Annotated in this window: 24 protein-coding genes, 1 pseudogene and 1 other annotated feature; of the genes and pseudogenes, 16 read left to right on the plus strand and 9 right to left on the minus strand. The window is 36.3% G+C overall.

Translation table 11 applies throughout. The features are described 5' to 3' along the window. Positions 1 to 35 precede the first annotated feature (35 nt). Entirely contained in the window at positions 36 to 623 is a 588-nt protein-coding gene (locus MHH51_RS08060) for a YdhK family protein (RefSeq protein WP_339285458.1), read from the minus strand. A 118-nt stretch (positions 624 to 741) separates the two neighbouring features. Further along, complete coding sequence (locus tag MHH51_RS08065; protein WP_339285459.1) at positions 742 to 2742, minus strand: copper-translocating P-type ATPase; 2001 nt, start codon at positions 2740 to 2742, stop codon at positions 742 to 744. 198 nt (positions 2743 to 2940) lie between these two features. Here MHH51_RS08065 and MHH51_RS08070 point away from each other — a divergent pair. Beyond that, positions 2941 to 3480: pseudogene (locus tag MHH51_RS08070) on the plus strand (GrpB family protein). Between the two features lie 110 nt (positions 3481 to 3590). Here MHH51_RS08070 and MHH51_RS08075 read toward each other — a convergent pair. From MHH51_RS08075 to phnD, 3 genes are read right to left on the minus strand one after another with little or no spacing between them, the layout of a single operon-like run. After that, positions 3591 to 4259: a response regulator transcription factor gene (locus tag MHH51_RS08075; protein ID WP_339285460.1), complete on the minus strand. Its 669-nt coding sequence runs from the start codon at positions 4257 to 4259 to the stop codon at positions 3591 to 3593. Then, a complete protein-coding gene (locus tag MHH51_RS08080) occupies positions 4256 to 5680 on the minus strand; it encodes a HAMP domain-containing protein (RefSeq protein ID WP_339285462.1) in 1425 nt (474 codons plus the stop codon). Before MHH51_RS08080 ends, MHH51_RS08075 begins: the two co-directional genes overlap by 4 nt. After that, positions 5673 to 6578: a phosphate/phosphite/phosphonate ABC transporter substrate-binding protein gene (gene phnD / locus MHH51_RS08085; protein WP_147209941.1), complete on the minus strand. Its 906-nt coding sequence runs from the start codon at positions 6576 to 6578 to the stop codon at positions 5673 to 5675. Before phnD ends, MHH51_RS08080 begins: the two co-directional genes overlap by 8 nt. 291 nt (positions 6579 to 6869) lie before the next feature. Here phnD and MHH51_RS08090 point away from each other — a divergent pair, with 291 nt between their 5' ends. The 6 genes from MHH51_RS08090 (at position 6870) to MHH51_RS08115 (ending at position 15191) form a co-directional block, all read left to right on the plus strand. Continuing rightward, positions 6870 to 8180: an MFS transporter gene (locus tag MHH51_RS08090; protein ID WP_186813577.1), complete on the plus strand. Its 1311-nt coding sequence runs from the start codon at positions 6870 to 6872 to the stop codon at positions 8178 to 8180. 184 nt (positions 8181 to 8364) lie between these two features. Continuing rightward, positions 8365 to 8748: a DUF2089 domain-containing protein gene (locus MHH51_RS08095; RefSeq protein ID WP_147209731.1), complete on the plus strand. Its 384-nt coding sequence runs from the start codon at positions 8365 to 8367 to the stop codon at positions 8746 to 8748. Further along, a complete protein-coding gene (locus MHH51_RS08100; RefSeq protein WP_339285465.1) occupies positions 8745 to 9119 on the plus strand; it encodes a hypothetical protein in 375 nt (124 codons plus the stop codon). The genes MHH51_RS08095 and MHH51_RS08100 overlap by 4 nt, the downstream gene beginning before the upstream one ends. A 569-nt stretch (positions 9120 to 9688) precedes the next feature. After that, entirely contained in the window at positions 9689 to 11590 is a 1902-nt protein-coding gene (locus tag MHH51_RS08105; protein WP_339285467.1) for an endonuclease MutS2, read from the plus strand. Between the two features lie 646 nt (positions 11591 to 12236). Next, positions 12237 to 13025 carry an Rpn family recombination-promoting nuclease/putative transposase gene (locus tag MHH51_RS08110; protein WP_339285468.1) on the plus strand — a complete coding sequence of 263 codons (789 nt, stop codon included), beginning with the start codon at positions 12237 to 12239 and terminating at the stop codon, positions 13023 to 13025. 152 nt (positions 13026 to 13177) lie between these two features. After that, positions 13178 to 13441: a binding site (T-box leader), on the plus strand. 64 nt (positions 13442 to 13505) lie between these two features. Further along, positions 13506 to 15191 (plus strand): 2-isopropylmalate synthase, encoded by a 1686-nt coding sequence (locus MHH51_RS08115; RefSeq protein ID WP_147209728.1) that lies wholly within the window; start codon positions 13506 to 13508, stop codon positions 15189 to 15191. Between the two features lie 97 nt (positions 15192 to 15288). Here the strand turns inward: MHH51_RS08115 and MHH51_RS08120 are convergent, their stop codons facing one another. Then, positions 15289 to 15753, minus strand: a complete 465-nt coding sequence (locus MHH51_RS08120) for a hypothetical protein (protein WP_339285471.1) — start codon at positions 15751 to 15753, stop codon at positions 15289 to 15291. A gap of 355 nt (positions 15754 to 16108) precedes the next feature. Between MHH51_RS08120 and MHH51_RS08125 the strand changes: the two genes are divergently transcribed. Then, positions 16109 to 17071: an NAD(P)-dependent oxidoreductase gene (locus MHH51_RS08125; RefSeq protein ID WP_339285473.1), complete on the plus strand. Its 963-nt coding sequence runs from the start codon at positions 16109 to 16111 to the stop codon at positions 17069 to 17071. A gap of 90 nt (positions 17072 to 17161) precedes the next feature. Here the strand turns inward: MHH51_RS08125 and MHH51_RS08130 are convergent, their stop codons facing one another. Further along, complete coding sequence (locus MHH51_RS08130) at positions 17162 to 17899, minus strand: GNAT family N-acetyltransferase (RefSeq protein WP_147209725.1); 738 nt, start codon at positions 17897 to 17899, stop codon at positions 17162 to 17164. Between the two features lie 226 nt (positions 17900 to 18125). On the opposite strand from MHH51_RS08130, the gene MHH51_RS08135 reads away from it, so the two are divergent. The 4 genes from MHH51_RS08135 to MHH51_RS08150 all read left to right on the plus strand — a co-directional run bounded on the left by MHH51_RS08135 (position 18126) and on the right by MHH51_RS08150 (position 20290). Further along, positions 18126 to 18713, plus strand: a complete 588-nt coding sequence (locus MHH51_RS08135; protein WP_339285475.1) for a TetR/AcrR family transcriptional regulator — start codon at positions 18126 to 18128, stop codon at positions 18711 to 18713. After that, positions 18710 to 19126 carry a DUF5367 family protein gene (locus MHH51_RS08140; protein ID WP_147209723.1) on the plus strand — a complete coding sequence of 139 codons (417 nt, stop codon included), beginning with the start codon at positions 18710 to 18712 and terminating at the stop codon, positions 19124 to 19126. Before MHH51_RS08135 ends, MHH51_RS08140 begins: the two co-directional genes overlap by 4 nt. Before the next feature lie 83 nt (positions 19127 to 19209). Continuing rightward, positions 19210 to 19785 (plus strand): bifunctional transcriptional activator/DNA repair enzyme AdaA, encoded by a 576-nt coding sequence (locus MHH51_RS08145; protein WP_339285476.1) that lies wholly within the window; start codon positions 19210 to 19212, stop codon positions 19783 to 19785. Further along, complete coding sequence (locus tag MHH51_RS08150) at positions 19775 to 20290, plus strand: methylated-DNA--[protein]-cysteine S-methyltransferase (protein WP_156987218.1); 516 nt, start codon at positions 19775 to 19777, stop codon at positions 20288 to 20290. The genes MHH51_RS08145 and MHH51_RS08150 overlap by 11 nt, the downstream gene beginning before the upstream one ends. A gap of 109 nt (positions 20291 to 20399) precedes the next feature. Here the strand turns inward: MHH51_RS08150 and MHH51_RS08155 are convergent, their stop codons facing one another. Next, positions 20400 to 21503, minus strand: a complete 1104-nt coding sequence (locus tag MHH51_RS08155) for a 5-methyltetrahydropteroyltriglutamate--homocysteine S-methyltransferase (protein WP_339285478.1) — start codon at positions 21501 to 21503, stop codon at positions 20400 to 20402. A gap of 305 nt (positions 21504 to 21808) precedes the next feature. Here MHH51_RS08155 and MHH51_RS08160 point away from each other — a divergent pair, with 305 nt between their 5' ends. The 4 genes from MHH51_RS08160 to MHH51_RS08175 are packed head-to-tail and all read left to right on the plus strand — an operon-like array spanning position 21809 to position 23670. Next, positions 21809 to 22618, plus strand: a complete 810-nt coding sequence (locus MHH51_RS08160) for a DUF817 domain-containing protein (protein WP_339285480.1) — start codon at positions 21809 to 21811, stop codon at positions 22616 to 22618. A gap of 35 nt (positions 22619 to 22653) precedes the next feature. Beyond that, positions 22654 to 23136: a DUF2975 domain-containing protein gene (locus MHH51_RS08165; protein ID WP_147209718.1), complete on the plus strand. Its 483-nt coding sequence runs from the start codon at positions 22654 to 22656 to the stop codon at positions 23134 to 23136. Between the two features lie 11 nt (positions 23137 to 23147). Then, positions 23148 to 23375 (plus strand): helix-turn-helix transcriptional regulator, encoded by a 228-nt coding sequence (locus MHH51_RS08170; protein WP_147209717.1) that lies wholly within the window; start codon positions 23148 to 23150, stop codon positions 23373 to 23375. Further along, positions 23368 to 23670, plus strand: a complete 303-nt coding sequence (locus MHH51_RS08175) for a hypothetical protein (RefSeq protein ID WP_147209716.1) — start codon at positions 23368 to 23370, stop codon at positions 23668 to 23670. Before MHH51_RS08170 ends, MHH51_RS08175 begins: the two co-directional genes overlap by 8 nt. Positions 23671 to 23746: 76 nt before the next feature. Here the strand turns inward: MHH51_RS08175 and MHH51_RS08180 are convergent, their stop codons facing one another. Then, complete coding sequence (locus MHH51_RS08180; protein ID WP_339285483.1) at positions 23747 to 24454, minus strand: MerR family transcriptional regulator; 708 nt, start codon at positions 24452 to 24454, stop codon at positions 23747 to 23749. Positions 24455 to 24485: the final 31 nt, after the last annotated feature.

Raw genomic sequence — 24485 nt, forward strand, 5'->3', positions numbered from 1 at the left:
TTCATCTGATTTGCGTTTTCTTATGACCAGAATGATTAATCAACAGGAGATAATTCACTTTCTGTTACCCATTTATGATTCTTTATCTTTTCTCCACCAGTTGTTGGGACGAAGTCAACCATGTAGACTGTTGTCTTTTCTGCTGAATCAATCGTTGCTGTTGCCCCTTTCATTCCATCCATATGATTAGCCTCCAATACAACCTCCGTTCCTGGCTCTAAAGGAGCTTCGTCAGCATTTTTAATTTCTTCCTGAATAACCCATTTGTGATTTTTTACTTCTTCTCCGCCGGTAGTTGGTTTATATGTTACCATATAGGCGATTGTATCATAAGCACCTGTAATCGTTGCTTTAGCCCCTTTCATGCCTTCCATATGATCAGCTTCGATGATGGCATGACTGCCGACTTTATAGGTTGGATTTTCAGCTTTCTTCAAGTTTTCAGGAACTTCTCCGGAGCCGGACTTATGATGCCCTTCATGTGCAGAAGCATCTGTTTTTTCCTGTGTTTTTATACCTGAATTTTCTCCGCTATTTTTATTTTCAGGACTGTTTCCACATGCTGCTAATAATAATAGCAGACAGGTTCCAAAAATAATGATCCAAAATTTATTTCGCTTCATTTTATCCCTCCGTTGTTTGTGTCCGGATTAATTTCCCCGATATTTGGAAATCTATAAGCGATTTAACGAAGTTTTTACTATAATCATTATTCACACGGGATAAAGATGGAAATTATATTTAGGGTTGTTTACTTTTCAACAATCTGGCATTGAAAGCCACGATAATCGTACTGAGTGACATCAATACTGCACCGACTGCAGGGTTCAGTAGAATACCCCAAGGGGCTAAAATTCCTGCGGCCAGTGGAATAGCAATAATATTATAGCCGGCTGCCCACCAGAGATTTTGAATCATTTTACGATAGGTTAAGCGGGAAAGTTCAATAATAGAAACGACGTCTACCGGATTACTATTGACCAATACGATGTCTGCTGTCTCCATGGTTACATCTGTTCCAGCACCGACTGCAACTCCTAAGTCTGCAGTAGCTAGAGCTGGAGAGTCATTGATTCCATCACCAGTCATGACAGTTCTTTTCTTATTTGCTTGCAGCTGTTTAATCTGATCTGCTTTTTGATCTGGGAGCACCTCTGCAATGACATTGTCAATACCGATTTCTTTGGCAACATTATTAGCTACAGTTTCATTATCACCAGTCAGCATTAGTGCTTCGATACCAAGCTCATGTAAACGGCGTACGGCTTCTTTAGAAGAATCTTTGACCTGATCAGCAAGTGCAATTATTCCGATAAATTGTTCTTCCTCCAAAACAAAAATGACCGTTTTTCCTGTATTGGATAACTTGTTAAAAGCATCCTTGTCATAAGGGATGTTGTTTTTATTCATATACCCTGGACTTACTGCTAAAACCCAGGAATTTTCCAGTCTAGCTTTTACACCGGCGCCTGAGATCGAATCAAAGGCTCTGGGTACCATTAAGTTTAAATTCTGTTTCTTAGCAGAAGCAACAATACCTGCAGCTATAGGATGCTCAGACTGAGATTCAATAGAAGCTGCTTTTTGTAAGAGCTCTTTTTCTGTGGTATTACCCCTTGGAATAATATCCGTTACAGCAAACTCTCCTTTGGTTAAGGTTCCTGTTTTATCAAAAACAACAGTATTAATTTTTCTTGCATCTTCAAAGCTGGCACGGTTTCGGATAAACAGTCCGTTTTGTGCTGATAAATAAGTAGAACGGGCAACTACTAAAGGAATTGCCAGCCCGAGTGCATGTGGACAGGAAATAACTAATACTGTAACCATTCGTGTCATCGCTTCTTCAACACCATAACCAAGAGAAATCCAAATAACGAAAGTAAGGATCCCTGCAGCTACAGCAATATAAAACAGCAGCTTAGCCGCACGGTCGGAAAGCTTTTGGGTTTTTGATTTACTTTCCTGAGCTTCTTTAACAAGCTGAACAATCTGGGAGAGATAACCTTCTTCACTTGTTTTCGAAACTTCAATTGTTAATGATCCGGATGTGTTGATAGAACCGCCGATTGCTTCATCTTTTATCTGTTTTTCAACAGGGGCAGATTCTCCAGTCAGCATCGATTCATCGACAGAGGATTTTCCATCAATAATAATACCATCTGCAGGTATTTTTTCACCTGGTTTAATAAGAAGATGATCACCTTTCTTAAGCTCTGAAATCTGGATAATCTCGGTGTTGCCCTCTTTATCTATTTTTGTTGCTTCCTTTGGCATCAGTTCTACTAAAGATTCCATAGAATCGGATGCTTTACTGACAGAGCGCATTTCCACCCAATGGCCAAGCAGCATAATGGCAATCAACGTTGCTAATTCCCAGAATAAATCATGAGCTTCGAGACCGAATACAGTCGCTGCGCTGTAAACATAAGCAACAGTAATCGCAAAGCCAATTAATGTCATCATACCGGGAGATTTTTGTTTTAATTCATCGATGGCACCAGTTAAGAAAGGCCAGCCGCCATAAAAGAAAATAATGGAAGCCAGTAGTAATTCTACCCAGTGATCACCTGCAAAAGCCAGTGAGTAGTTAAAAAAAGACTGAATCATGTCTGAAAGCAGAATAATCGGCAGGGCTAATACAAGTGAAACATAGAACCTCTTTTTAAAATCAGCAATCATATGTTCATGATGGTGCTCATGATTAGATTGATGCGCCACGTGATGATTATGATGTTCATGCATTTTAATCTACTCCTTTCACTTATAAATAATATACCCCTATAAGGTATTTGTAAAACATTTGATTTCTGTATTATATATAACTGTCGAATTACCAGTTATAAAGTTCTGGTTTTAACTATAGGCAGAAAAATTACTAATATTTGTATAGAAAATGATATAGTGAATTAACGGAAGTATTGGAAATAGGAGGGGAGCTTATTGGAAAGAAAGATAGAAATTGCTGCTCATTGTACAGGGTGGGGAGAAACTTTCCTGGAGTTGAAAAGTGTATTAAATCAATAAATAGGTGATATTGTATTAGGGATTGAACATGTAGGCAGTACATCTGTAAAGGGACTGGCTGCAAAGCCTATTCTAGATATTGATATTATTATTGAAAGTTATCATGTTTTTCTAGAGGTCACAGCACGCCTAAAAGAGCTGGGCTATTTTCATGAAGGAGATAAAGGAATTGAAGAAAGGGAGGCCTTTGGCAGGAGAGATAACGAGGTGCCCTGGAAAAAAGATAAAAGAAGCTGGATGGAGCATCATCTGTATGTTTGTTCAAAAGACAGTAAAGAATTAACCAGGCATTTAGCTTTTCGTAATTATCTCAGAGAGCATCCTGGAACAGCTGATGAGTATGCAAAACTCAAAAGAAGGTTAGCCAAAACAGCAGCAAGCAGAGAGGCATATACACTTGGGAAAACAGCATTTATTGAAAGGGTGCTGGAAACAGCATTTGATGCGTTAGCATGAAATATGAAAAATAAGCCGTTATTCCGAGACAGGTTAAAATAATTTGTCTCAAGAATAACAGCTCTATAAAATGGAATGTAAGAACGCTAAATAATTATGTTTGTATTTTATTAGGATGAAAGATTAAATAAATTATTTTTTAATGCAAATTCCACTAGCTCACTTTTCTTGTTAATATTCAGTTTATGAAAAATTCTTGTTTTATGCGTATCTACGGTTTTAATACTGATAATTAACTCTTCAGCGATTTCCGTTAACGAATGTCCTTTTACAATTAATTGCAATATCTCTTTTTCGCGGGGGCTCAGCGATGCATATAATTTAAATGCGCTGCCCTCTGTTTGTTTGAATTTCATGATAGAAGTTACTTCTTTTGGCCGCAGGTAGATATAACCTTCCATAACAGTATCAATCGCTGTATACAGTTCTTCATCTACAGCTGCTTTTGGGATATAGCCTGAAGCGCCGGCCTCCATAATAAGCGAAATGTATTCCTCATCTTCATACATTGTCAGTACAATAATTTTTGCATTTTCATCTATTTGTTTAATATGCTTTAATACTTCTAATCCATTCATATCCGGTAATGAAATATCTAAAATCATCAAATGAGGTTTTAGCTTTTCATATAGCTCAATCGCTTTTTCTCCATTTTCTGCAACCCCGGCTACTTGAAAAGGTTCCCGTTTTTGAAGTAACAGCTTTAGTCCGGAGATGAGTATGGCATGATCATCAACCAGTACAATATTAATTTTGTTTTGCTCTCCATGCGCCATCATGATAACCTGCCTTTCTGTATTAACGGCAATGAAACGATGATTTTGGTCCCGCCAAGCTGATTTGTCAGTATAGTAAAAGATCCGTTTTGAACTTCTACCCGTTCTTTCATACCATGAATGCCAATCCGGTTTTGTGCTTGAGCTTTCATGAAATCACCTTCTTTAATACCTTGTCCATTATCACTCACCGTCAATTTGATATTGTTATCCTCCAGAATTAAACCAACCTTAATTCTAGTAGCTTCGGTATGTTTTATTACGTTATTAAGGCTCTCCTGAACAATTCTGTAAATTGCTAAAGCAACATTTTCATCTAAGTCAGTAATTTCCGTAACCGATGTATAGAATGATACATCGACATCGTATTTTTCTTTAAAATCTTTAATGTATTTTTTTATAGCTGATACTACTCCCATATTATCCAGTATTGGAGGACGTAAATCGACAGCCAGGTCACGGATTTGCCGTAAGATGTCTGCTGCAATATCTCTGCTTGTGAAAAGCAGTTGCTGCTGCTCCTCATCCTTTGCTTCATTAGCTAGGACACGCATCGTAACCATTAGAGAAGTAAGTGCCTGGCTTGTTTCATCATGAAGCTCCCGGGAAATCCTTCTCCGTTCATCCTCCTGTACAGATAATAATTGTAAAATTAATTTGCTGCGAAGCTTCTCTTTTTCCTGCAGTTGTTTTAACAGCGTGTCTATTTGATTATTTGAATTAATTAAGTTATCAGCCATCGCATTAAATGTGCTTGCAAGCTCTCCTACTTCATCATTTTTAATACTTTTAACCCGCAGCGATAAGTCACCGGCAGAAATTCCGGAAGCAACATCTACCAAACGCTGAATAGGGCTGGTAATTCTTCTTGAAATAAAATAAGCAACTCCTGTTGCGAACAGTGCAACGATTAATGTAACGATAAATAGTTCAGTCATTTTAGAAAAAATATACTGATTAGCCTGCTTTTCAGACATTCCGACCCGGACATAACCTACCTCACCATCTTCAATAGGAACGATAATATCTTGAATTGCACCTTCATCAGAGGAGATAGTTTTTGCATTGGAGGTATTTTCGTTATAATCCGAATGAGCATTTATAATACCTTTTGGAAGAAAATCAGAAAAAGTGTGTTCATACACAGCACTATTACTATCCAAAACCATAATATAACGGACATCTTCATTTAGCTCATAGGTTTCCGTAATTAATTGATGAACGGCGTAGTTATCATCGAATAAAATATAATCCGAACTGGTTTCTGAAATATGTACAGCAATATTGTTTCCGCGGTTGATTAAATCCTCTCTCATCATATTTGTCAAAGAATCCCAAATAATCCATCCTAATAGAATAGCGAGCGAAAATAAGGAAGCGAGAATGGTTATAAATATTTTTTGACGTATATTTAATTTAATCATGTGAGTCACCAGATGTTGGATAGAGATTTGGATCAAATGGAATGAAACGATCAATATATAATCCTTCTAATGCTTGCTTCATGGATGAATCATCTGTCATATTCAGAAAGCTATCCGTAATAATTTCTTTCTCTTTATCCGGTAAATCACTTCGGACCAGAACAGGACCAGTACCCATCGCTTCTGATTGGGAAATAATTTTTAAATCTTTTGTTAAATCTGAATCGGTAAGCTCCATGTTTTCATAGGAAAGAGAGTGAACAGCTGCCGCATCCACTACATTATTTTTTACAGCATTAATCGAACCTTCATGACTGTATGTAAAAAGATGACTTTTAAAAAAGCTGTCAGGCGTTTCATCCCATGATGCTAATTTTTCTTTAACAAAGGTATAACCTGAATAACTCGTTGGATCAAAAAAGGCAATATCCTTTCCTTTTAAATCTTCCAGGCTTTCTATACTGCTATCCTCCTTGGCAACAATATATCCGTAGTAATAAGAACTACCAAGTCTTTCCTGCATGGCTACGCCTTCTAAATTATCATGTAAGCCATAGTTAATATAGGCACCAGTCGGAAATAAAGCAATATCTGCACCGCCATTTACCATTAAATTATTAATTTCATTATAGCTCCTGCGTTGAATCACAATAGCAGGTCTATCGAGCTGCTCTCCAATAAAGGAGGCGATTTCACGATAGTTCTTCACTGTCTCTGTAGGAGAGAGCACGCTGGAAATTGCTATTCGAATGGGAGGAGGACCATTATCCTGTGCACCTTCATAATCTATTTCTGACTTAGAAAAATCAATATCATAAGCAGCTTGCTTCGGCTGACAGCCAGAGCTAATAAACAAAATAGAAATAATTAGAAACAATAATATACGTGATATTTTCATAAGTATCTCCCAGCTTTTAATTATAAGGTGTTTAGACAGTAACCATAATATAGCATAGCTGATTTTTGTCAACAGGGCAGGGGCAATGGATACTTTTACTGTCTTTCTCCAGTTTGTAGGATATTTTCTGACAAAGTAGTCTCCTTTTTCTGATAAAAAATCAGAGTTTTGCTGATAGTTTCTGTATACAGCTTTACGATAAGCTTTCATAAGAAAGAAAGGAATAATATTTAAATGAAACCCCTTTCTTTGCTGGAAATCTATTTGAAAGAGTTAAGAGGAGGTTTTTTTATGTCGGCTAAGCACGGACTGGGAGAAAAGACACCTGGATTTGCAGAATATCTTGCCCGAAGAAAAATTGTTTTTCTAGTTACATATTTTGGCTACATTTCTTGTTATTTAGTTCGAAATAATTTTAAGCTGTTGAGTGAAGAGTTAAGAATTGCGAATGATTGGTCTTTAACAGAAGTTGGGTTTATTTTGACTGCATTTACGATTACCTATGGATCAGGGAAATTTGTTATGGGGATGGTGGTTGATCAATTTAAGCTCAACCGGGTTTTTGCTATATCACTTGCCATTAGTGCAGTTGCAGCTATTATGATGGGATTTGTTGAAAGTATTGTCTTGATGTTTATCTTGATGCTGATTTTAGGGTTAGCTCAAGGAGCAACAGCTCCAGCGACTTTATCTATGATAGGTGCCTGGTACAATAACCATTTAAGAGGATCTCGCGTAGCTGTTTGGAATACGGCACAAAATCTGGGAGCTGCACTATTGCCAATCGTTATTGCCGGATTATTAGCATTAGCGGGACCTTCGAATTTGGCAGTTGCTTTCTGGGTTCCCGGCTTAGTAGTGCTAGTATGTTGTTTTTTCTTTTACAAGTATGGGGGAGATCGCCCAGAGTCAGAAGGCTTACCGAGCTTGAAAGAAATGTTTGGAGAGGCTGGTCAGCCTAAAGCAAAACATGTAGAGGGAGATACATATTGGAAGATTTTAAGACAAGAAGTATTAACAAGCAGGGTACTTCTTATGATTGCGCTTGTTAACGCACTTCTTTACTTTTTACGATTTGGAATTTTAAACTGGATGCCTGCCTATTTAGGAGGAGACAAGATGTTTACTGTCTTCCAGGTACAAGCAGCAATATCTGTATTGGAATGGCTGGCAATTCCTGGATCATTATTCTTTGCATGGCTGGCAATTAAATGGCCAAATAAGCAATCCATGGTTGGAAGTATATCCATGCTGATCTGTGGTTCTGCTGTTTTCTTCTATATTATTGTTGATAGCTTTGTAGGCATATTAATTATTGTGGCAGTATTAGGAACTACAATTTACGGTCCGCAGCTTATTATTAATATTATGACGCTGAATTTTGTATCCTCACGATCTTCAGGAGCTGCAGTAGGATTTGTTGGTCTGGCAGGCTATATTCTTGGAGAATTAAGTGCAAATTTTGTAATGCCGATTGCAGCAGAAAATTTCTCATGGACAGTAAGTATTTCCTTAGTAATTGTTGTAGCTGTTTTATGTATTCTTTGTTATGGCTCACTATATAGAGCTGAGAGACGTATTGTGAAAACAGAAGAAGCTTAGAAATAAGCATATAGATCAGAAAGAGACTATGATGAAGCGTAGTCTCTTTTGTTTTTAATGGAAAATTAATTAAAGACGAAAAATATATTAATTATTTTAACCTAATTATTAATATTTTTAACTATTTGATTGATTATATTAATTTGATGTGATATTCTTTTAGCTATAGAGAGGAGAATAGCATATGCCCTATCCAATGATTCAAACTTGCCCAACCTGTAACCACACATTACATGCGACCCGGCTGGAATGCTCGAATTGCCATACCACCATAGAAAACCACTTCGAATTCTCGAAATTTTCCACATTGAATGAAGAACAGCTGCATTTTATTGAAGTATTTCTTTTGAGCAGAGGAAACATCAAAGAAGTTGAAAAAGAGCTGGGAGTTTCCTACCCGACTGTCCGCGGTAAATTGAATGATATTATTGCAAAGCTTGGACATAGGAAAAGAGAAAAAACAGAACCACAAAACAAATCCCGGATTATTACGATGTTTGAAAATGGAGAAATCAATACAGATGAAGCAATTGAATTATTACAAAAGAAAAGAGGGGATGAAGAATGAGAGAAGATATTCGCAAAATTATTGAGTCTGTTAAGCAAGGGAATTTAGATGTGGATGAAGCGAGCCAATTAATTGAAGCACTAAAAACAGAGCCGAAGTCAAACAACACAGCAGATTATTTGAAAAAAAGCCTCCGAATTGATATTGAATCAGCCACTAGAGAGGATGTCCATGTGAAGATTCCTATTAAAATGGTGAAAACAATGCTTAAGTTAGGAAGTAACTTAATGGATAAAATTCCAGCTTCTGTACACTATAGCAGCGAAATTGATATGAATGTAGTTATTCATGCCATTGATAATGAAATAGAGGGTACAATTATTGAAGTAGATTCAAATAATGGAGATGTTATCGTCATTTCCATTAAATAGATATCTTCAAGAAAGCATTGCTTTTTAAAATTGTTATCAGGGCGTTTCCTTATCAAATATAAAATTGTAAGGGAACGCTTTTAGGTTTGAAGATGAAGCCTATTTACATGTCAGGTTATCCTGTTGTATACTGTTTTACATAGATTAGATTTCAATGATATTCAAATAAATAAGGAGTGTGCTGTGTGAGTATTGTAGTAGGTTCTATATAGGATAATTTAAAACGAAATAAATATGGGAATAATTAGGTCTAATTGGCCTTTTATTTGCTGTGTATTTATTTCTCCCTATGAAGATACCTGCTGAACTTATAAGCACCTATCCATAATAGTATTGTCCAGTTGTTTTGTCTGTTATTTTAAATAGATGTACACGACAGGGGTGGATTATTATGGTCAAAAAGCTGCGGTATCCCTGCGGCTTTTTTTATTTGAGAAGATTTCTATTTGAAATGGATAAGAAGATGCACATTGAAATCTAATGAGCAGGTATCTTCATTCATACAGTCTCTTTTAATCGGAAGAGCAATTTGATTACTTCAACGACTATAATACGAGGAGAGCAAAAAAATGAATGAGATAACCTATGAAAAATTACAATATAACGAATTAAAACAAATTATCAGATCTTATTGTATCAGTGGGCTGGGAAAGCAGTTAATGGATAAATTAAAACCCAGTTCAAATATCAATATTGTGAAAGAACGGTTGAATGAAACGACAGAAGCGGTTGCAGTACTGAATACAAATAGCCGTGTTCCCTTCCTGGGTGTTTCAAGCATTGAACATATCCTGAAAAACCTTGAAAAGGGCATCATTTTACAGCCAGATGATTTAGTAAATGTATCTGATTTTCTTCGGGGCTGCCGGAAAATCAAAAAATATATGCTTGATAAAGAATTTATAGCACCTGTTATAGCTTCCTATGCAAATTCAATGACCATCTTTCAAAGCATTGAAGAGGAAATCGATTTTTCAATAAAAGGAAATCGAATTGATTCAGCAGCAAGTAAAGAATTAAAACGAATTCGAAATAATATACAAGCTGTTGAGTCGAAGATGGAAGAACGGTTAAATCGATTTTTGAAAAGCAGTGCGAATAAAAAATATATTCAAGAGGCTTTTATCAGTAAAAAAGATGATCGTTACACGATTCCAATTAAAGCTGCTTATAAGCAGCATGTCGATGGGGCGATTGTAGATACTTCCTCCAAAGGATCAACGGTTTTTATTGAACTTGCTGCTGTCAGCAAATTAAACAATGAATTGGCTGTACAAAAGGCAGAAGAGCAGATGGAAGAATATCAGATTTTAGCAACCTTATCAGGAATGATTTTAGAAAATATTTATGAGCTTAAAATAAATATGGAATTGATTGGTCAATATGACATGGTATTTGCCAAAGCCAAATTTAGTAAACAGATAGATGGGATAGAGCCGAAATTAAATGATTATGGCTTTATTAAACTGGTCGATTGTAAACATCCGCTATTGACAGGTGACGCAGTGCCTTTGAATTTTGAAATAGGAGAAGATTTCCGGAGCTTAATTATCACCGGGCCTAATGCTGGAGGCAAAACCGTTGTGTTAAAAACGATTGGGCTCTTAACATTATCTGTGATGTCAGGTTTTCATATCACAGCCAATAAAGAAACAGAAATCAGCTTATTTGAAAGTATTTTTGTGGATATTGGCGATAATCAAAGTATTGAAAATGCATTAAGTACCTTTTCTTCCCACATGCAGAATATAGCAGGTATTATGCAGCGGGCTAATAATCGCTCTTTAGTGCTCTTTGATGAAATCGGGAGCGGGACAGAGCCTAATGAGGGAGCGGCGCTTGCTATTTCTATTTTAGAAGAATTTTATCATATGGGCTGTATTACCGTAGCTACAACGCATTATGGGGAAATAAAACGCTTCTCAGAAAGACATTCGGACTTTATGAATGCTGCAATGCAGTTTAATAGCGAAACATTGGAGCCGCTATATAAATTGATTTTAGGGAAATCAGGCGAAAGTAATGCTTTATGGATTTCTCAAAAAATGAATATGAGAGAGCAGGTCCTTCAAAGAGCGAAGGATTATATGAATAATAAAGAATATGATTTACAACGTATTGATAAAAATAAAATCAGGAAACCTAAACCTGTTAAGCAGAAATCAGAAGTATTTACCGGATATGAAAAAGGGGACCGCGTGAAGTTATTGGAATATGATGATTTTGGGATTATCTATAAAGGGATAGATTCACAAAATAATGTAGCTGTTTTTTATAAAAATAAGCTGATCACTACGAATGTAAAGCGGGTTGCACTAGATATTAAAGGGAAAAATTTATACCCGGAAGGCTATAACCTGGATGCTTTATTCGAGGAATATAGTTCCCGGAAAATGCAGCATGATTTGGAGCGGGGGTCTAAAAAAGCTCTGCGTAATATTGAGAAACAAATTAGAAAAGGTAAAAATTAAGCGAAGTAGACAGTTGTAGAAAAAGGTTAGTCATATCCTGTTGTTAAAGTATGACTAACCTTTTTATTTTGACAGCAAGTATAATTAAAGATTAATCCAATATCTTCGGACAAGTTCTCCATCACTATTATCCACTATTTTATTTTCTAGCGTACCATTATTTTCCTCAATTACTCTGGCAGAAGCAAGATTTGAATCATCACAGTTAATGAGAACACGATTTAAATTGTTTTCTTTCGCCTCTTTTAGAGTTAATTCTAGTATTTTCTTTCCATAGCCTTTTCCTCTTTCATCAGGATATAATTAATGAAAACATCCAGGATTGCTAAAAGAGCGGGGAAAAAAGGAAGATAAAAATAATTATAGAACATACGTTTGTTTTTATCAGAATCCTATGTTAATCTAGAGATAGATCATACATTTGAATAAGTCATCAAACTCCAATGATGAAAGGACTCGGTAATTTTGCAGATTCAAAACCCGCATGACAAAATTTTTAAAGAAACATTTTCAAATGTGGACGTTGCTAAAGATTTTATTACCCACTTCTTACCGCCTTCTGTACGTAATACCATTGATGTAACATCCATTCAGCCCCCAAAAAGATAGCTTTGTCAATCACGACCTCCAAGAATATTTCTCCGATTTGCTATTCCAGACGAAAATTCATCAAAAAAACGCTTATGTATATTTTCTGTTCGAGCATAAAAGCTATCATGATTACTATACTGCTCTGCAGTTACTGCGGTATATGGAGGAGATATGGGAAACCAAGCGGGATAATAAAGAAGAAAAGAGGCTGCCGATCATCATGCCGATTGTTTTGTATCATGGCAATACGGATTGGTATGTCGGAGCTTCGTTCAGTAATCTTTTGGAAGGGTACCGGGATTTTCCTCAGGAACTGCAGAAATTCGTTCCTGATCATGAATTCTTTATATACGATGTATCTGCTTACGACGATGAAGATACGCAATTAAATGTGTTCCTGCGAATCATACTGATGGTGTTTCGGGATATCGGTAATAGTGATATACAAGTCATATTGAATACGATTTATCGATCCATTGATTATTTGCGGCAATTACAGGATCAGAAAATGGAAACAGAGTACCTTGAAACATTGTTTTATTATATCTTCCGTGCCCATCGTCATCTTACCAAAAAACAATATTATGATTTAATCAACCATATAGAAAACACTTATCAAGAAGGGAGCGAATTGGCAATGACTTTAGCAGAGATTTTTCGAAATGAAGGGAAAGCAGAAGGTATAGCCAATACCACCATTCGATTAATCACAAAGTTTGTAGCTCCACCTGCAGAAGATGTAAAGAAAAAGGTGCACGAACAGGAAATAAGCACGCTGGAAACCATAATAGATCATATAGATGAATTTGAAACTATAGAAGACGTTAAACAATACTTGAAATAGATAAAGTTTGGAAATATCATGATGTGATAAATCAATACAAAAAGTACGAATCATGCATTTCCACTTTAAATTACAAGCAGTAAAAAAATAATTTTAAATTTCCTCTTCCAATTCTCTGATAAATCTGATAAGATAGTGAAAATATAAAAAGTTGCAATGCGAAGATAAGGAATAGTACTTGCTGAAGTGTTTTCAGAAAGTTGCTGGCTGATGAGAAGCAACAGCAGGAAAGCAGGGAACTCACCTTAGAGCAGCCTTAGTGAAATGAATTTGTTACAGTAATTAAGGACGGAACCCCGCCGTTACACGGGAAGGATATAAGGCATAATTGTCTGTATCTGGATAAGTGCATGATAATATTGGTTTATCATGAAACCGGGGTGGTACCGCGTAAGAATAAGTCTTTCGTCTCCAAGCAAAGTAAATTGCTGGAGAGGAGAGGCTTTTTTATTTTTAACTTAATCTGAGGAGGAATGTATCATGTTTAATCATCAAAAATACGGAAAGCAATATTTTATGCCGCCAACATTGTCTTATGACTGGGTGAAGAAAGAAACGATAGAGAAAGCTCCGACATGGTGCAGCGTGGACCTGAGGGATGGAAATCAGGCATTGCCGATTCCAATGAATTTAGAAGAAAAGCTTGAGATGTTTCAGCTATTAGTAGATATCGGATTTAAAGAAATCGAGGTTGCTTTTCCAGCTGCTTCAGATACAGAATTTAAGCTGCTGCGGACTCTGATTGATAATAATATGATACCCGATGATGTAACAATTATGGTAATTACGCAGGCGAGGGAGCATATTATCCGCCGGACCTTTGAAGCAATTAAGGGAGCACCGAGAGCTATTGTGCATTTATATAATTCAACTTCAGAAGCACAGCGTAGACAGGTATTTAGAAAATCGCAGGAAGAAATTAAACAAATTGCAGTTAATGGAGCGATTTTAGTAAAAGAGCTGGCTGAACAAACAGAGGGGAATTTTTATTTCCAATATAGCCCGGAAAGCTTTCCTGGAACAGAGGTAGAATATGCGTTGGATATTTGTAATAGTGTGTTGGATATTTGGAAGCCGACACCTGACCATAAAGCAATCATTAATATACCAACAACTGTTGAAATTGCGATGCCGCATATTTTTGCCAGCCAAATCGAGTACATTCATAAAAATCTGTCATACCGAGATGGGGTCACTCTATCTATTCACCCGCACAATGACCGTGGAAGTGGAGTGAGTGATGCAGAATTCGGTGTTCTGGCAGGTGCGGAACGAGTAGAGGGTACTCTATTTGGTATCGGTGAACGGACAGGAAATGTAGATTTGATTACTTTAGCGATGAATATGTATTCTCAAGGATTCGATCCTGAATTGGATTTCAGTCAGATGAATGCGATTCGTAAGAAGTATGAGCAGTTAACTAGAACCGAAGTGCATGAAAGACATCCATATTCAGGTGATCTTGTTTTTACAGCCTTTTCCGGTTCTCATCAGGATGCGATTTCCAAAGGGATGAAATATCGTCAGGAAACGAATACAGAAAAGTGGGATGTACCATATATTCCGGTTGATCCTCAGGATATTGGAAGGAATTATCAAACCGATGTTATCCGGATTAACAGCCAGTCTGGAAAAGGCGGAATTGGTTATATGCTTGAAACGAATTATGGAATCAAGCTGCCATATAAAATGAATGAAGCAATGGGCTATGCAACGAAAAAAGTATCTGATGAAACAAGCAAAGAGCTTTCATCTGCGGAAATCTATCAGGTCTTTAGAGAGAATTATATTGAATATCATCCATATTTCGAATTGGTAGACTATCATTTCCATAAAGGGACAGGGCAGGAAGTTACTTTAACCGTACGGAAAGATAATGAACAGATTGAAATGTATGGAGAAGGTGCCGGAAGTCTGGATGCCATCAGCAATGCATTAAAAGCCTATTTTGATATTGATTATGCATTGGAGGTTTATGAGCAGCATTCTTTAGGTAAGGATTCCTCTGCTGAAGCCTGTGCGCAAATCGGGATTTCCCATCACGGAGAGATTTACTGGGGGGCAGGAATTCATGAGGATATTACAGCGGCATCGGTTTATGCTTTAGTCGTGGCTGTAAATAGATTGAAGGATTTCGCGGCAAGCCAAAAAGAAATCGTGAAGTAACACAATAAATAGATTATCAAGTAAATAAACTATAAATGGAAGAGCTATTCTTAAGTATATGCTTAAAAATAGCTCTTCTTCAATCAAGATTCAATTTTTAGTCTTTGTAGTCCTGATAGGCGTCATCTAAATAGTGCTTATAATCATGATAATTTTCCCATGTGCTAATAAATCCAAATAGTGATTCTTTTAAATCATCTTCTACCCAAAATCCATAAGTGACCAGATAATAGCTTTCATAGTAAGCATCTACAAATGGAAAAATTTCTTCAGAGATGTCTTCATCTGTAAATTTTCCGTCACAATTTTTAATAGAAAATTCTATCCCTGACATAGTTTCATCTCTTACAGCTTTTAGATCATCATTTGCTATCTCTTTCAACAATTCACCTTCAAAATGATTTTGAATAATCCAGGTCAGAAAGAAGCCGATATGATTTCCGGCATAATACTCAATCGCATCTGTATCTTCTTCTGTCAGTTCTTCCTCGTCCTTTTGAAATTTGTGCATATACTGTTCGTAAGCAGGTTCATGGTGATAATCAATTCTGTCAATATACATGGTCTTTTCACCTTTATTAAATTTTCAACGTTTTAGTATTATGAGTGTATCATACAACAAATATATGTGGATACCGCTTTCCGGTTATACAGGTTGATAAATGTAAAAAAAGAAGGTACTTATGAGATAAAATTAAGGGGTGAACATTTCTTGAGATAAAGTAATGTTTCCTATTATAATAAGAACATTTATATTTTAAGAAGGTGTTCGATTCTTTTACAAATGTTTTTGAAAGATTTATACTGTGAGATGATAATTCAGAATAAAGTACTGTAGAAAAGCTATGATAAGAAAGGAATCCATTTGGATTAAAACAGAAAAGCAGTAAGACGCATCGCGGAAAGGGATAGATAATATGTTAGTTAAATTATTAGAACCGTTAAATGTTCCGGATTCACTCATTGAGAAACTGGCAGAGCCAATTAAACAGAAAGGCCATGAATTTGTTTATTACAACAATAAAACAACAGACAGCACGGAGTTGGCAAAACGCAGTGAAGGTGCAGATGTTGTGATGATTGCCAATAATCCGTATCCGACGGAAGTAATTGATCAAAATGATAATTTAAAATTAATTAATGTTGCCTTTACAGGTGTTGATCACGTAGGAATAGCAGATGCAAAAAAACAGGATATTCTGGTATGTAATGCAGCCGGATATGCAAACCAGGCAGTAACAGAATTAACCATCGGTCTGGTAATGGATTTATATCGCGGCATTACACAGGGAAATAGTGATGTCCGTGCCGCTGATTATCCGGGAGCTTACCAGGGAAATGAAATTAAAGGAAAAACTGTCGGTATCATCGGTACAGGGCAAATAGGGATCGAGGTTGCCCGTTTATTTAAAGCATTCGGTGCAAAATTAGTTGCTTCTAATCAGGCCAGCATTAATCCGGAAGCAGTGGAGCTGGGCGTAGAGTATATGGATTTAGATGATGTTTTATCTCAATCAGATATTGTAACATTACATGTACCATTACTACCAAGTACAAAAGGTCTGCTCTCTAAAGAGAAAATAAAATTGATGAAAGAATCGGCTGTTTTGATTAACTGTGCAAGGGGGCCGATTGTTGATAATGATGCACTGGCGGATGCCCTGAACAATGGAGAGATAGCTGGAGCGGGTATCGATGTATTCGATATGGAACCGCCAATTCCGGATGATTACAGACTATTACATGCAAAAAATGCAATTTTAACACCTCATGTAGGATTTTTGACAGATGAGGCAATGGAGCTTCGCGCCCAAGTTGCATTTGATAATACGATAGCATTTTTAGAAGGTAACCCTCAGAATGTGATGAAGCGAAAATAAAGCTGCATATAAAAAATAAATAATATGCTTTACTCCAGAAAGGGATGATTGTGCCATATTGCAGGCATAGTCATCCCTTTTAAAGCTTATTTATTCTTTTACCCTGTACCAATACTTATAAATCTCTGAATAGCCAATTTTGGAATAAAGCTTCAACGCAGGTTTGTTATTCAAAAGAACAGCTAAGTAACTGTATTTAGCTCCTATTTCTTTTCCCCATTTTAATAAATTCAATAGCAGCTGTTCAGCAATTCCCTGGTTCCTGAACTTAATATCAGTAACAATATCATAAATCCCTATGTATTCTCTTTCAACAACACCCAGCCCGCAGGCAATTACATTTTCCTCATGGTAGAGTGATATAAAACATTTTTGAGTTACGATATTTGATAGCATTTGCTTCATGGTATGTTTGTTTTGTTCCTCCACATGATTCAATCTGCAAAAATGGTCCAGCCACTCAATTGTTATATCCTCATCTAAATTCACAGAATGAACTGTCGGCTCCTTCATATCTTTTAGATTCATGATTTGCACGCTGGTAATGTCAATTAATGAATAAGCCATTCCTTTTAGAATATCATCTAAATTATCCGGTTTAACAAAAGGAGTTATTTTAAATATGGTTCGTAAATTATTTGCTGAATAGATTTTTTCACATGCTTCTATTTTTTGAATTAATTCGCAGGTTGAATAGAGAATCGGCTGAATCGAATTGCTTCTTTTGGTATAGCCATTTGAAAATCTCAGTATCCAGCCATCATAAAGCAAGGTAGACAGCGACGGCCAATTGTTTAAAGACAATTCCTCAATCATTTTATAATTCATTTTATTTCTCCCTATTGTTTTTTTTGAATTATAATACAATGAAATGTATAAATATGCAATAAAAATCTTTCTTTAGTAGGTATATTTTGTTATTGCTGTCTGTAAAAAAGCTTCATTTTTTAATAGCTGAAAATGAATTTCTGAAGTGAGTGCTTTCCTTGTAACTATTTTATAGCTATGATATTTTAGAGTTATTCAATTGAATAACTAAAAGGGCGGTGTAAAAATGGCTAAGCCAAATGGAGTCAGTAAGCAGGAGTTAATTCAATATGCAAAGCAATGTCTGGTCGAGAAGGGGATGGAGAAATTCACTTTAAGAGCGGTAGCGGACACTGCAGGAGTAACCCAGGGGACGATTTATTATCATTTCCGTACAAAGGAGCAATTATTGTTAGGTATTGTAGAGGATATTTGTAAAACAAGCTGGGAAGAAATCTCGAAAAGCAATACCTTTGTACTTGAACAGGCAATCGCTTCAGCTAAAAGCCGCTGTTCCTATGATTCCTTTTTTCATCAATTGTTTATTTTAATCACAGCAGCAAGCTTTAAGAATGACAAAATAAGATATCAGTTATCAGAAATAATAAAGGCAGAGAATCAGGCCTTATCAGAGAACTTATTAAAAATATGGCCTGAATTCCCTGTCAAAGGTGTGTCCATAGATACGTGGGGAATTATGTTTAACGCAATGGTTGATGGATTAGCGATGCAGGCATTATTGCAAAAAGATTTTCCGGTCGAAAAAGTATATCAGGAATTGGAGTATCTTGTAGGAGCGCTCACTAATTTTGGCAAGAAGGAGGCAATAGAATGAAAACCTATTTGTTCACAGCTGCATGGGGCGTCATAGTCTGGATAATTGCCACGTTATTTTTTCGGATTTTTGGAGAGGATGTTCTTTTTACTCCTGGTACAGACGCATTTATGTATAGTACCGCCATACTTTTAGTTGGAACAGCTATTTTATTAACGCTGGTTATTTATCTCTATACATTATTTGATAAAAAGGATTATGCAGCGATAAGATTTGGAATTGTAGGAACGATGACTGGATTGGTGCTGGATAGCTTTGTTTTTTCAAACTATCAAATGATATTTCCAAATTTAGATGAGACACAGATTATTGCTTTTTCGTCCTGGATGTCTTTTGCTTATGCCTTGTATTTAGTTATTCCATTTCTTTTTCAGCAGAGAAGCAGGCAAAAACAAGCTGTAAAAGGAAAATAGAAGTTTTCATATCTTGCTTTTAAATTGGATAAATATTTATTTCTTACTCTTCAGGTGTACAATAAGAGAAGAGGTGATTGCCAATGAGTAGTAAAATAACTGCAGAGCAGCGGAAGGCGATTATGGAAAATGATAAGACATATGACGGACAGTTCTTATATGCTGTGAAAACTACTAAAATCTTTTGCCGTCCTTCTTGTAAATCAAGAGTACCCAACTTCGATAATGTAACGATTTTTAGAACGGCAGAGGAAGCCTTACAAGCTGGTTACAGGCCATGTAAGAGATGTAAATCTGGAGGAAGCAGCTTGCCGGATGAAGAATGGGTTATGCAGGCAGAAGCGTATATTAAAGAAAATTATGCCATGTCTTTCACATTAAGTGATCTTGCTGAAGCTTGTCATGGCAGCCCTTATCACCTGCACCGCGTGTTTAAAAGATTAAAGGGAGTAAGCCCTCTGGGTTATCAGCAGAAAATTCGTATGGAGAAAGCAAAAGTCTGTTTAATAGAAACCGATTTATCTGTAAAGGAGATAGCAGGGCTTGTTGGAATTTCGAACCCAGCTCGATTTATAACATTATTTAAAGAGAAAAATAATCAAACACCGGGTCAATATAGAAAGGAATATGCAGGAAGGGGCGTATGCAATGAAAAATAATCAGAAGGAAATTATTTATTATGGCAAAATAGAGCATAATAACTGGTCTATGTATCTTGCAGCAACAGATAATGGATTATGTTATGTCGGGTCACAAGATAAAGGCTTAGATGAAATAGAAACCTGGACAGCTAAAAAAAGAGCAGATGCAAAGCTGATTCACGATGAAGAGAAAATTAATGTTTACAAAAAACAGCTGGTTTCTTATTTAGATGGGGAAAGAAAAGAATTTGATTTGCCAGTTGATTTAAAGGGGACTGCTTTTCAGGAATCTGTTTGGGAAGCGCTGCAGCATATTCCTTATGGAAAAACCGTTTCGTATATGGATATAGCAGAGAAAATAGAGAAACCGAAAGCAGTAAGAGCTGTTGGTGCGGCTATTGGTGCGAATCCGGTAATGATTCTGGTCCCCTGTCATCGTGTGATTGCAAAGGACGGCAAGCTGACAGGATTTCGGGGAGGTATTCCGATGAAGGAACGTTTATTAGCGCTGGAGCAAGGGTAAGTACTTGGGACATGCATTTATAATATTAGAAACCGCTAAGGATAAAAAAGCATTAGAAAACTAAGCAGGCAGCTACGTTTTCTAATGCTTTAACAATTTCACCGCTATTTTAGAGAAAGTCTTGACAGGAAACTAACAGGTCAATCTTTTTCCATTGTATATCCTCATCAATAGAATTTCCTTCTTCCACAGAAGCAAAACCGCATTGTGGAGATAGCGCAATATTGTCCCCAACTATGGATTTTGCTTCCAGGTATCTTTTCTTAAGTTCATCATGTGCTTCCAGTACAGGATTTTTAGTGGAAATAAGACCAACCACAAATGTAGCGCCTGTATCTTTCAGCACTTTCCAAGGCGCAAAGGAACCAGAACGTGCATCATCATATTCAACAAAGAAACCGTCATAAGGGATTGTGCTGATAACCTCTGCAACAGAATCATAAAAACCCGAAAAAAGTGGATTCCCTTTAAAGTTTCCTTTGCAGAAATGCGTTGCTATCGTCATTCCTTCCGGTTTCTGTTCTAGAGCTTTTGCAGAAGCTTTTCTAAACCATTCCAGAACCTCTTCTTTTGTGTAGCCGAGAGCAGTAACTTTTTCGTTGAATTTATCATCAATCATATATGTCCATGAGGTATCATCAATTTGTAAATATCGACATCCATGATTATATAAATCCTGGATTGCTTTCTGATATGCTGTTCCAATATCCTCAATAACTAAATCAATATCGTTGCCGTAATAGGGTGTATCCTTGATGCCCAGCTGAAGAAAATGATCAACGAGAATCATATTTGGTCCGGAGATAGATTTCTTTGCTTCTACTCCATTGTATTTTTTAGCAAGGCTATGTAAATAATCCCAAGCCTCTATTTCCGGATGACTCTTATTTTTATCATAAGAAATTTTTCCTTCAATATATCCTAATTCAATTTTATTAGTTACACCGTTGATTACTTTATCAAAATGCTTTGTAGTAAAGCCATCAAATTCTTTCAGCCAGTCGAGATGCCACCATCTGCGTCTGAACTCACCGTCTGTAACAAACTTGAGGCCGTGTACCACTTCTTTTTCCACTAAATCTGAAATTGCCTGATTCTCAATCTCTCTCAGTGCTTTTAAATCAATTTCTCCATTAAAATATTTTGCACGGGCATTTTTGATTTCTTCAGGTCTTAAGAAAGAACCTACAATATCATATTTTATATCCAGCATTGTTATATCTCCTCGCAGTACATATTTACTCACAGTAATAGTATTAATTATATGGTGAAATCGAAAAGTTTGTAAAATAGCTAAAACATATTGTTGGATATAGTTTTAAGATATAGCGGATTATCTGATTTGATGAAAAAGTCTTTCAGAACAGGTTATTTTGTCCTGTGATAAATATAAAAAAAGGGAAGTTTTAATAGGATGAATTTATTTTTATTCTTTTTTAGTATTTTTTTATTGATTTTCGATAAATAATTATCTATAATCAATGGTAATAATAAAACTATTAGATGGGGATTGAAAAAATGAGAGCAATGAAACAGCTGATTCGATTCGGCTATGAACAAGCATTATCCTGTATCTTTCCAGTCATTATTTTTGCATCCTTGGCAATTACAAAATTTATTGAGATTCCTTTTCTGCCGAGATATGATTTATTATTAATCATTTGTCTGGTGACACAGGCTTTTATGATAGCTTCCGGATTGGAGACCAAAAAAGAACTTGTTGTTATCACATTATTTCATATAATTGGATTGACTTTAGAAATTTTTAAGGTGAACATGGGATCATGGGTCTATCCGGGAGAAGCGTATACGAAGTTTTTTGGAGTCCCGCTATATAGCGGATTTATGTATGCAAGTGTAGCAAGCTATTTATGCCAGGCCTGGAGAAGATTAGATGTTCGGTTGGTAAAATGGCCATCCATCTTTTTAGCGGGTCCTCTGGCAGCTGCGATTTATTTGAATTTCTTTACACATCACTATTGGCTGGACATCAGATGGTGGCTGTCCGCAATAGTGCTTATCGTATTCTTAAGAGCATGGGTGGACTATAAGGTAGGCAATAAACGTTATCGTATGCCGATCGTTCTTTCCTTTTTCCTGATAGGCTTCTTTATTTGGATTGCGGAGAATATAGCAACCTTCTTCCAGGCGTGGGAATATCCAAATCAGGCAGAGGTATGGAGCATGGTACACTTGGGGAAAGTAAGCTCCTGGCTGTTGTTAGTCATTGTCAGCTTTTTAATTGTAGCAATGCTAAAGCAATCACAGGCAAAAATTGAAGGATTGCTGGAAGGGAATAATCAAGGGTTTATCAAAAGTAAAAGCTAATCAGAGAAAAGAATTTTATAAATGAGGTGATTTTTATGCCAAAAAGCTCGACAGCATTTTTGAAAACAGTAATTTATATAATGGGATTAATTATGATTGCTTTATCAGTTATTTTAATTCCGCAAATTATCATCAATATTTCGGATAGCTCTTCCATGGTTAAATGGATAGTATATCCAATTGTGATAGGAGTTTTTTTAACAACCATTCCATTTTATCTGGCGCTTTATCAAGCCTTAAAGCTGTTAAGACTGATTGATCAGAAGCAGACATTTTCAGAAGAAGCTGTTTTTACTCTAAAAAGAATCAAGCAATGTGCTTTAACCATTACCGGTATTTATATTTTGACAATGCCGTTTATTTATCTGTTTGCAGAGAAGGATGATGCTCCAGGTGCAATTATAATTGGAATGGTACCATTGTTTGTATCGTTTGTTGTTGCTGTATTTGCTTCCCTTTTACAGAAGCTGTTTAAAAATGCGTTAGAAATTAAAACAGAAAATGATTTGACTGTGTGAGGGGTGATGATATGGCTATAGTGATTCATATTGATGTGATGCTGGCAAAACGAAAAATGAGCGTGACGGAATTAACAGAGAAGGTTGGTATTACGATGGCAAACCTTTCTATCTTGAAAAATGGAAAGGCAAAGGCAATTCGTTTTTCAACACTGGAAAGAATTTGTGAAGCTTTGGAATGTCAGCCCGGGGATATTTTAGAGTATGTTCCGGATGAAGAAGGGGAACGACATGAATAAGCCAATTATTTATGTCACTATCCTCGGTATATTATTGATTGCTGCGCTATTGAATTTCTTATTTGTTTATCCATTTCTGCTGATCCAGTATACAATCTATGTTTTTATTATATCGGGATTATTGTTTACCCTTCTTTTTGGCTGGTTTGCAATTAGAAAAGAATATCCGTTCATAATCGTCAGCAATATACTTATTCTGTTATTGATTGTTTTATTTGTGGTTTTTATTTATTTTTTTGGAGAATGCGGTTATCCGCCCGCTATTAACCTCTTCAATAATGAAATAAACGTATAAACACTTAATCAAATTAAAATGAAAAAGTTACCTTATCTTCAATAATTATGTTATATAAATAAGGTAACTTTTTATATTATTTATCCTGTTCCTTCAACAAATCAATCAATTTATAAAGATAATAAGCCCCTCTTAATTGCTGTTCAATTTGATAATCCATATAATCCAACGCATCGATAACAATCTTTCTGGCGTCTGTTAAACTGTGATGCTGTATTTTATCCAGTATATCGCGTACAGTGGCCAATAAATAAACTGACGATTGTACGGTTTTAATAATTAATACTCTTCTCATGTCTTCCCTTGTATATATCCGGTAGCCATTTTCGGGGTTTCTTTCAGGCGTGATTAATCCTTCTTTTTCCCAATGTCTGAGGGTTGTTGCAGCGACATGCAATTCATCTTCTACCTCTCCAATTGTATAATACTTCTTTTGCTGTTTTGTCATGAAATCCTGCATGTTATCAGGGCTTAAGATGGTGGCAGCGTCCAGTGCCTGCTGCTTTCTCTCAAATAACTCAGCCTGCACTTCGTTCACTGTCCATAGTGCTTCAATAAATTTATTTTCCTGTAACAAGGGCATGACTTTGCGTACAGTTCCCATACCAAATCCCGGGTACATCGCCCGGATGCACAGAAAATAAGCCTCATGGACCTCGGTATATACACGATAACCATTTGCTTTACGGATAGCTTTTGGTACTATGCCCCATTCTTCATAATGTCTTAACGCACTCGTCCCAACATCCAGTTTTTTTGCTATATCAATTGGTCTCAGTTCCATATTCACCTCCGAAGATTCAATTAAAACCTTA

This window comes from Oceanobacillus sp. FSL K6-3682, from assembly GCF_037976165.1.
In the GTDB taxonomy this organism is placed as follows: Bacteria; Bacillota; Bacilli; order Bacillales; family Amphibacillaceae; genus Oceanobacillus; species Oceanobacillus sojae.